The organism is Bacillus sp. 05T22 (genome assembly GCF_056396765.1).
Genome location: NZ_JBFTMC010000161.1, coordinates 1 through 8213 on the forward strand (window position 1 = coordinate 1; position 8213 = coordinate 8213).

Annotated in this window: 7 protein-coding genes, 12 tRNA genes and 1 rRNA gene; 19 read left to right on the top strand and 1 reads right to left on the bottom strand. The window is 39.5% G+C overall.

Going from position 1 to position 8213, the window contains the following annotated elements; genetic code table 11:
- The first annotated feature begins 190 nt into the window (after positions 1 to 190).
- The 5 genes from AC1DIT_RS26200 to AC1DIT_RS26220 all read left to right on the top strand — a co-directional run bounded on the left by AC1DIT_RS26200 (position 191) and on the right by AC1DIT_RS26220 (position 5695).
- A complete protein-coding gene (locus AC1DIT_RS26200) occupies positions 191 to 1138 on the top strand; it encodes a LolA family protein (protein ID WP_033671682.1) in 948 nt (315 codons plus the stop codon).
- A 265-nt stretch (positions 1139 to 1403) separates the two neighbouring features.
- Entirely contained in the window at positions 1404 to 2570 is a 1167-nt protein-coding gene (gene alr, locus AC1DIT_RS26205) for an alanine racemase (RefSeq protein WP_016117036.1), read from the top strand.
- A 248-nt stretch (positions 2571 to 2818) separates the two neighbouring features.
- On the top strand, positions 2819 to 3106 hold the full coding sequence (locus AC1DIT_RS26210) for an antitoxin EndoAI (RefSeq protein ID WP_000004571.1): 288 nt from the start codon (positions 2819 to 2821) through the stop codon (positions 3104 to 3106).
- A gap of 4 nt (positions 3107 to 3110) precedes the next feature.
- The gene (gene ndoA, locus AC1DIT_RS26215; RefSeq protein WP_003194532.1) at positions 3111 to 3461 is read left to right on the top strand and encodes a type II toxin-antitoxin system endoribonuclease NdoA; all 351 of its coding nucleotides are present in this window, start codon (positions 3111 to 3113) and stop codon (positions 3459 to 3461) included.
- A gap of 65 nt (positions 3462 to 3526) precedes the next feature.
- Entirely contained in the window at positions 3527 to 5695 is a 2169-nt protein-coding gene (locus AC1DIT_RS26220; RefSeq protein WP_016117037.1) for a Tex family protein, read from the top strand.
- A gap of 110 nt (positions 5696 to 5805) precedes the next feature.
- Here AC1DIT_RS26220 and cmpA read toward each other — a convergent pair whose 3' ends face one another.
- Positions 5806 to 5922, bottom strand: a complete 117-nt coding sequence (gene cmpA / locus AC1DIT_RS26225) for a cortex morphogenetic protein CmpA (RefSeq protein ID WP_017154227.1) — start codon at positions 5920 to 5922, stop codon at positions 5806 to 5808.
- Between the two features lie 254 nt (positions 5923 to 6176).
- On the opposite strand from cmpA, the gene AC1DIT_RS26230 reads away from it, so the two are divergent.
- The 14 genes from AC1DIT_RS26230 to AC1DIT_RS26295 all read left to right on the top strand — a co-directional run.
- The gene (locus AC1DIT_RS26230) at positions 6177 to 6641 is read left to right on the top strand and encodes a SprT family protein (RefSeq protein WP_016117038.1); all 465 of its coding nucleotides are present in this window, start codon (positions 6177 to 6179) and stop codon (positions 6639 to 6641) included.
- Positions 6642 to 6746: 105 nt separating this feature from the next.
- A tRNA-Asn gene (locus AC1DIT_RS26235) sits at positions 6747 to 6821 on the top strand.
- A 3-nt stretch (positions 6822 to 6824) separates the two neighbouring features.
- A tRNA-Ser gene (locus AC1DIT_RS26240) sits at positions 6825 to 6915 on the top strand.
- A gap of 8 nt (positions 6916 to 6923) precedes the next feature.
- A tRNA-Glu gene (locus AC1DIT_RS26245) sits at positions 6924 to 6998 on the top strand.
- A 5-nt stretch (positions 6999 to 7003) separates the two neighbouring features.
- A tRNA-Val gene (locus AC1DIT_RS26250) sits at positions 7004 to 7077 on the top strand.
- Positions 7072 to 7147, top strand: a tRNA-Asp gene (locus AC1DIT_RS26255). Before AC1DIT_RS26250 ends, AC1DIT_RS26255 begins: the two co-directional genes overlap by 6 nt.
- 86 nt (positions 7148 to 7233) lie before the next feature.
- Positions 7234 to 7308 (top strand) — tRNA-Gln (locus tag AC1DIT_RS26260).
- Positions 7309 to 7313: 5 nt separating this feature from the next.
- Positions 7314 to 7386 (top strand) — tRNA-Lys (locus AC1DIT_RS26265).
- A gap of 15 nt (positions 7387 to 7401) precedes the next feature.
- Positions 7402 to 7482, top strand: a tRNA-Leu gene (locus AC1DIT_RS26270).
- Between the two features lie 3 nt (positions 7483 to 7485).
- Positions 7486 to 7571: transfer RNA gene (locus AC1DIT_RS26275), tRNA-Leu, on the top strand.
- 92 nt (positions 7572 to 7663) lie between these two features.
- A tRNA-Arg gene (locus AC1DIT_RS26280) sits at positions 7664 to 7740 on the top strand.
- Between the two features lie 3 nt (positions 7741 to 7743).
- Positions 7744 to 7820, top strand: a tRNA-Pro gene (locus AC1DIT_RS26285).
- A gap of 1 nt (position 7821) precedes the next feature.
- Positions 7822 to 7892, top strand: a tRNA-Gly gene (locus AC1DIT_RS26290).
- A 76-nt stretch (positions 7893 to 7968) separates the two neighbouring features.
- Positions 7969 to 8213 (top strand): 16S ribosomal RNA (locus tag AC1DIT_RS26295); the annotation flags it as partial.

Sequence of the window (8213 nt, forward strand, 5' to 3'; positions counted from 1 at the left end):
GGCACAGGTTGTTTTAGAAAGCTCGGCACGCTAGTCTGCATATTTTACATCTTTGTCTCATATATTTGATTTAGCGATAAGGAAGAAATATCTTCCATTCATTTATAGGGGCAAAGGGGCTGAAATGATGAAAAGGCGGCTATTTTTAGTTATTGTCGGTTTATTGACCGTTTTCGTGTTAGCGGGTTGTATGGAAAAGAAACAGGAAGACGTCGTGCGAGATTTAGAAGCGAAGGTTAAGGGTATGAAGAGTTATCAAGCTGAAGCAAAGTTATCTATTAAAACGGGGAATGAACCACAAGAGTATAACGTGGAAGTTTGGCACAAAGAACCTTCTTATTATCGTGTGAATTTAAAAAATACGAAAAAGGATCAAAGTCAAATTATTTTACGAAATAATGAGGGTGTTTTTGTATTAACACCAGCTCTTAATAAAAGTTTTCGATTTCAAAGCGACTGGCCGCAAAATAGCAGCCAAGCTTATTTGTATGAGTCACTTGTAAGAGATATTTTAAATGATAAGAATCTTTCATTTGAGAAAACGGATAAATATTATGTGTTTAAAACAAAAACGAATTATCACCATCAAAATATGCTGCCGAAGCAAGAGATTAAATTTAATAAAAGTGATTTAGCGCCTGTTTCGGTAAAATTGATGGATAATGATCAAAATGTTCTTGTGAAAGTAGATTTTTCAAAAGTAAAGTTTGATACAAAGTTTGATAAGGGGGCATTTGATACGAAACAAAATATGTCCAGGGCGCAAGTGGATGTGCAAACAACAGCGAAAGAAGATAAGCCATTTGCTATTTTATATCCACGTGATACTCCGCAAGGGATGGTTTTAAATGAAGAAAAAGAGTTAAAGACAGACGGTGGCAAGCGTGCGATACTCACATACACTGGAAATAAGAAATCCTTTACATTGATACAAGAAAAAGCGAAGGTTGCTGAAGCTTCAGCGTCAATAAGTGTAAGTGGAGAGTTAGTCGATCTTGGCTTTACAATTGGTGCTCTAGCGAAAGACTCATTAACATGGTCGCATAACGGAGTGGAATATATGCTCGTGTCTAAAGGTTTAAAATCAGATGAGCTGTTAATGGTAGCTCGTTCTGTTGCAGAAAAGCAGGTGAAATAAAGTGGAAACTCTACCAGTGTGGGATTCGAAATTGATGGAAAGTCATCACAAATCAGGATTTTACAGGCAGTTACTCCCCATCTATTTTCCTTGTTTTTCTCTAAATCTTGAGGGTGGGGTTTTAATGCTCGTGAATAGCGGGATAAACTTTTAAGGCGTGGTGATGTGTATGCACCACGTTTTTTCTTGTCTTGAGGAATGGATTTCATAAAAAGACGAATATAAAAGAATGAGCTTCGCATATCGTATATAAGGAAGTGTTTTTATGGAATCATCGTTTTACCGTGATACGTGGGTAGAAGTAAATTTGGATGCAATTTACAATAATGTAACGCACATTAAAGAAATCATTCCGGAAAGTGTCGAGATTTTTGCTGTAGTGAAAGCGAACGCATATGGACATGACTATGTTCTAGTAGCGAGAACAGCATTAGAAGCAGGAGCAACAAGATTAGCAGTTGCTTTTTTAGATGAGGCACTAGTACTTAGGCGTGCTGGGATTACTGCACCAATCTTAGTAATAGGTCCTTCACCGCCACGTGATGTGAATGTAGCTGCTGAGAATGATGTAGCACTAACTGTTTTTCAAAAGGAATGGGTTGAAGAAGCAGTAGAAATTTGGGATAGCCCGTTCTCGATGAAGTTTCATATTAACTTCGATAGTGGTATGGGTAGAATTGGGATTCGTGAACGTAAAGAGTTAAAAGAGTTCTTACGAAGCTTAGAAGATGCCCCCTTTTTGGAGTTGGAAGGGGTATATACGCATTTTGCAACAGCAGATGAAGTAGAGACATCTTACTTTGATAAGCAGTATAACACTTTTTTAGAGCAACTTAGTTGGTTGAAAGCATTCGGGGTGAATCCAACATTTATTCATACGGCAAATAGTGCAGCTACTATGCGATTTGCTGGAATTACATTTAATGCAGTTCGAATTGGAATTGCAATGTATGGGTTATCACCTTCTGTAGAAATACGCCCTTATTTACCAATTAAATTAGAACCTGCTCTTTCATTTCATACAACAGTCGCACATATTAAACAAGTCATTAAAGGTGATAGGATTAGCTATAATGTCACATATCGTACGAAGACAGAAGAGTGGATTGCGACAGTACCGATTGGATATGCAGATGGTTGGCTTAGACGACTACAGAGATTTGAAGTGCTCGTTCAGGGGAAAAGAGTTCCTATTGTAGGTCGGATTACAATGGATCAATGTATGTTGCATCTTCCCTGTGAAGTACCACTTGGAACAAAGGTTACCCTGATTGGACAGCAAGGTGATGAGTACATTAGTGCAACTGAGGTTGCCGAGTATTCAAATACCATTAATTATGAGATTATCGCGACAATTAGTTTTCGTGTTCCACGTGTATTCATACGACATGGGGAAGTGGTAAAAGTAATAAACTATTTAAATGATATATAAGCAAACATCTTTGTGATAGTCCCTACTTGCTAGTTATCAATAATGATGGGGGCTCCTGTTCGTGGAAATTCCCCTTCACTTCTTGTTAAAAAGAGATAAAAAGTAAATGAGAGTGAATGTTTTGTTTGTGAATTGGAAAACATAAACAAGGAATAAGGAAGTCTTTGCAACAGGCTCCATACAATGGTATTATTACAATAGGTGTCATATATATTTGGGTGTGTAGTTGACGGTGGAGGTGTATTTTTGTGTCCGAATCAAGTGTAACTACTGAAATCGTGGTTCGGTTGCCAAAGCAAGTGGTAACGGAATTGGACGGAATTGGAAAACAAGAGAATAAGAATCGCCATGAACTAATTTGCCAGGCAACACAACTGTTATTGCGTCAACATAAGACGAAGAAACGCTACCAACATGAATCAATGCGACGTGGGTATATTGAAATGGGAAAAATTAATCTTGGTATTGCATCTGAAGCTTTCTTAGCAGAGTATGAAGCAGCTCATACAGTAGAACGCTTAGTTAGCGGGGGGTAATATTTTGATTGTAAAACGCGGCGACGTGTATTTTGCAGACCTTTCCCCAGTTGTTGGTTCTGAGCAAGGAGGCGTTCGTCCGGTTCTTGTCATTCAAAATGACATCGGAAATCGTTTTAGTCCGACTGTGATTGTAGCGGCTATTACTGCACAGATTCAGAAAGCAAAATTGCCCACACATGTGGAAATTGATGCAAAAAAGTACGGATTTGAGAGAGATTCTGTTATCTTGCTCGAGCAGATTCGAACAATCGATAAGCAACGCTTAACGGACAAAATCACTCATTTAGATGAGATGATGATGAGTCGTGTAGACGAAGCTTTACAAATTAGTTTAGGACTAATAGATTTTTAAATCGGCAGTTTAAGTTGCTCTCTTTTAGGGGCAACTTTTTTTATTAGAGGAGGTTACGGTTGTATATGGAAATGATAGATAATCGACAAGCGTTAATGAAAATGTTAGTGAAAGAATTAGGCTTTACAGAAAAGCAAGTTCGTCATGTTATTCAATTAACAGAAGAAGGTAACACAGTTCCATTTATTGCTCGTTACCGAAAGGAATGGACAGGCTCTTTAGATGAAGTGCAAATTCGTGCAATCTTAGAAAGATGGCAATATATGATGCAACTTGAAGATCGGAAAGAAGAAGTTCTTCGTCTGATTAACGAAAAGGGAAAATTAACAGAAGAGCTACGCCATCATATTGTATCTGCAACAAAGCTACAGGAAGTAGAGGATTTGTACCGTCCTTATAAAGAAAAAAGAAGAACGAAAGCGACGATCGCGAAAGACAAGGGACTAGAGCCGTTAGCTGAGTGGTTAATCCTGTTTACGAAAGAAGACCCGAAAGATAAGGCAAAGGAATTTGTTAATGCCGAGAAAGAAGTACAATCTGCCCAAGAAGCATTGCAAGGTGCACAAGATATTATTGCAGAACTTGTATCCGATGATGCGGCGTACCGCAGCTGGATTCGAAATGTTACCTTTAGAAAAGGAATGATTGCGTCTTCTGTAAAAGATGAAGAAAAAGATGAAAAAAATATATATGAGATGTATTACAGTTATGAAGAGCCACTGCAGAAGGTTGTACCTCATCGTGTATTAGCCATGAATCGTGGTGAAAAAGAAGAAGTTCTAAAAGTTTCTGTTGTCCCACCAACAGAAGAGATTGTTCGTTTTTTACATAAAAAAGTGATTCATGATGTTTCTTCCAAAAGTGCAGCGTATGTACAGTTAGCGATTGAAGATGGATATAAAAGATTAATTCAGCCATCAATTGAAAGGGAAATTCGAAAAGAATTAACTGAAACAGCGGAAGAACAAGCGATTCATATTTTCTCTGAGAATTTACGTAATTTACTGTTACAGCCACCGATGAAAGGGAAAGTGGTATTAGCAGTAGATCCTGCATATCGAACAGGATGTAAGTTAGCGGTAGTAGATGATACAGGGAAAGTTCTGCATATTGATGTCATTTATCCGCACCCACCTGTTCGGAAATATGAAGATGCAAAAACAAAAGTTGTTTCTATTATAGAAAAATATCAGGTTCAGATGATTGCGATTGGAAATGGTACAGCTTCTAGGGAAACGGAAGAGTTTATAGTAGATGTCTTACAATTAGTAATGCGAGATGTATTTTATATTATTGTTAATGAAGCAGGCGCTAGTGTATATTCAGCTTCTGATTTGGCTCGTGAAGAATTTTCAAATCTACAAGTTGAAGAAAGAAGTGCCGTTTCGATTGGAAGACGTCTGCAAGATCCGCTTGCCGAACTTGTGAAAATTGATCCGAAATCAGTTGGGGTAGGACAATATCAACATGATGTATCACAAAAAAGATTAAATGAATCATTAACATTTGTCGTGGAAACAGCCGTTAACCAAGTAGGGGTGAATGTGAATACAGCTTCTGTAGCGCTATTGCAATACGTTTCCGGATTATCAAAAACAGTTGCGAAAAATATTGTAAACAAACGTGAAGAAGACGGGAAATTTACAAAGCGTACAGAGTTGAAGAAAATACCACGTTTAGGTGCCAAAACGTATGAACAATGTATTGGTTTCTTACGTATACTAGAAGGGGAAAATCCACTTGATAGAACAAGTATTCATCCAGAGCAGTATAAAAATGTTGAATTACTATTAAAAAGCTTAGGGTTATCAATTGATGATGTAGGACAACCGCACTTACAAAAGTGTTTAGAAGGAGTAGAGCTCTCTAAATTATCTCAAGAGATAAATATCGGTGAGCCGACATTAATTGATATTATAGATGCTTTAATTAGTCCGGAACGAGATCTGCGTGATGAATTACCAAAACCACTTTTGAAAAAGGGAATTCTCAAATTAGAAGATTTAAAGCGTGGCATGGAGTTAGAAGGAACTGTTCGAAATGTTGTTGACTTTGGTGCGTTTGTCGATATTGGTGTGAAACAAGATGGTTTAGTACATATTTCTAAACTTAGCAAACAGTTTGTGAAGCATCCGTTAGATGTGGTGTCTGTCGGGCAAATTGTAAAGGTCTGGGTAGATGATGTTGATATGAAAAAAGGGCGCGTTGCCTTATCAATGTTACCTATTGAATAATAATGGGAAGAGGGCAGGTATGACACTGCTCTTTTTTTATGAACGGATGTTAGTAAAATTCGAATCAGTGGGGGGAGCCTTTATCCCCCACTGATATAACGTTCACTTTATCAGGAATTTTGATGTGTTTTGCTATAATAAAACCAGCATTCATTTAGTAACTTAATTTGATACCGGTTTTTTTCGAAATATGCACGTTGCATTTGTTTTCGGAGCCACGTAGGCATAAGAATCCCTCCTTGTTTAATCCGGCTCTAACAAGTAGCCCCCTATACATTGAGATAAGATTCGAAGTAAGTGAAAAGCTCAATTTCGGGAACTGCTTATAAGAGTTTGGTTAGCGAAGTTCTATGGATAGATGAGGAAGAGGGTAGTTCATAGAAATTACGCTTTTGAATGAGGATGGGTATATGTACTATTTAATATATGTATAAGAAAGAGGAAAAGTGTAAGTTTATTTTTAGTTTTTGGGGGAATAAAAATGAATGAAAAAGAAGTTCAAAGACTTGTAGAAGAAATATCGTTGCAATATTTCGGTAGGGCTTTTTTACATAAAGCAATGTTCAATAAACGACTACGTACAACTGGTGGGAGGTATTTATTGCGAAGTCATAATATAGAATTAAACTATCGTTATTATGAAGTGTATGGAAAAGAAGAACTGATTGGCGTTATTAAGCATGAGTTGTGTCATTATCATTTGCATATTATGGGGAAAGGGTACCAACATCGAGATCAAGATTTTCGTCAGTTAATGAAGAAGGTTGGTGCGCCTAGATTCTGTAAGAGAATAAGCGAAGAAGAGAAGGTGATTAAAACTCATATGTATGAATGTATGAGATGTTTTCTTCAATATAGAAGAAGGCGTCAAATAAATACAAAAAGATATGTTTGCGGGAAGTGTAAAGGTAGGTTGAAAGAGATAAAAAAACACCTTGACAGTTAAAAATCAATCCAGTATATTATAAACATGTCATGTTTGCACAAGAATTTGTATAAACGACTTGACTTATAGTATGAACTTTTATAAGATGTAAATTGTCTTTCTTATTCCGCAGTAGCTCAGTGGTAGAGCTATCGGCTGTTAACCGATCGGTCGTAGGTTCGAGTCCTACCTGCGGAGCCATACAGAGAAGTACCCAAGTGGCTCAAGGGGCTCCCCTGCTAAGGGAGTAGATCGCTAACGCGGTGCGAGGGTTCGAATCCCTTCTTCTCTGCCATTCATATTGGCCCGTTGGTCAAGTGGTTAAGACACCGCCCTTTCACGGCGGTAACACGGGTTCGAATCCCGTACGGGTCACCACTTTTGGAGGATTAGCTCAGCTGGGAGAGCACCTGCCTTACAAGCAGGGGGTCGGCGGTTCGATCCCGTCATTGGTCCCGTGGTGTAGTGGTTAACATGCCTGCCTGTCACGCAGGAGATCGCCGGTTCGACCCCGGTCGGGACCGCCATTTTAACTTCTGCTTTTGAGCAGTTGTTTTTTATTGGTTATTGTGATATAATGACTTTCGTCTCGAAAAAACATTATATTTTTTGATGGGCTATAGCCAAGCGGTAAGGCAACGGACTTTGACTCCGTCATGCGCTGGTTCGAATCCAGCTAGCCCAGCCATTTACGAGCCATTAGCTCAGTTGGTAGAGCATCTGACTTTTAATCAGAGGGTCGAAGGTTCGAGTCCTTCATGGCTCATTCTTTTTTATTTCTGCGGGTGTGGCGGAATTGGCAGACGCACCAGACTTAGGATCTGGCGCCTTTGGCGTGGGGGTTCGACTCCCTTCACCCGCATATGCGGTCGTGGCGGAATGGCAGACGCGCTAGGTTGAGGGCCTAGTGGGGGAAACCCCGTGGAGGTTCAAGTCCTCTCGGCCGCACCAAAGAAAAATAAAAAAGTGCTTGCATTTGAAAATGCAGTGTGATAAGATAATTGAGTCGCTGAAATACAACAACGACAAAACATCATGAATAAGCGCCCGTAGCTCAATTGGATAGAGCGTTTGACTACGGATCAAAAGGTTAGGGGTTCGAGTCCTCTCGGGCGCGCCATAACGGGAAGTGGCTCAGCTTGGTAGAGCACCTGGTTTGGGACCAGGGGGTCGCAGGTTCAAATCCTGTCTTCCCGACCACGCGGGTGTAGTTTAGTGGTAAAACAAGAGCCTTCCAAGCTCTGGTCGAGAGTTCGATTCTCTTCACCCGCTTTTAGTTCTTTGAAAACTGAACGAAACAAACAACGTGAAAYGTCAATTTTTATTTTAGATGCTAGACAAACTAACTTTATTGGAGAGTTTGATCCTGGCTCAGGATGAACGCTGGCGGCGTGCCTAATACATGCAAGTCGAGCGAATGGATTAAGAGCTTGCTCTTATGAARTTAGCGGCGGACGGGTGAGTAACACGTGGGTAACCTGCCCATAAGACTGGGATAACTCCGGGAAACCGGGGCTAATACCGGATAACATTTTGCACCGCATGGTGCGAAATTCAAAGGCGGCTTYGGCTGTCACTTATGGATGGACCCGC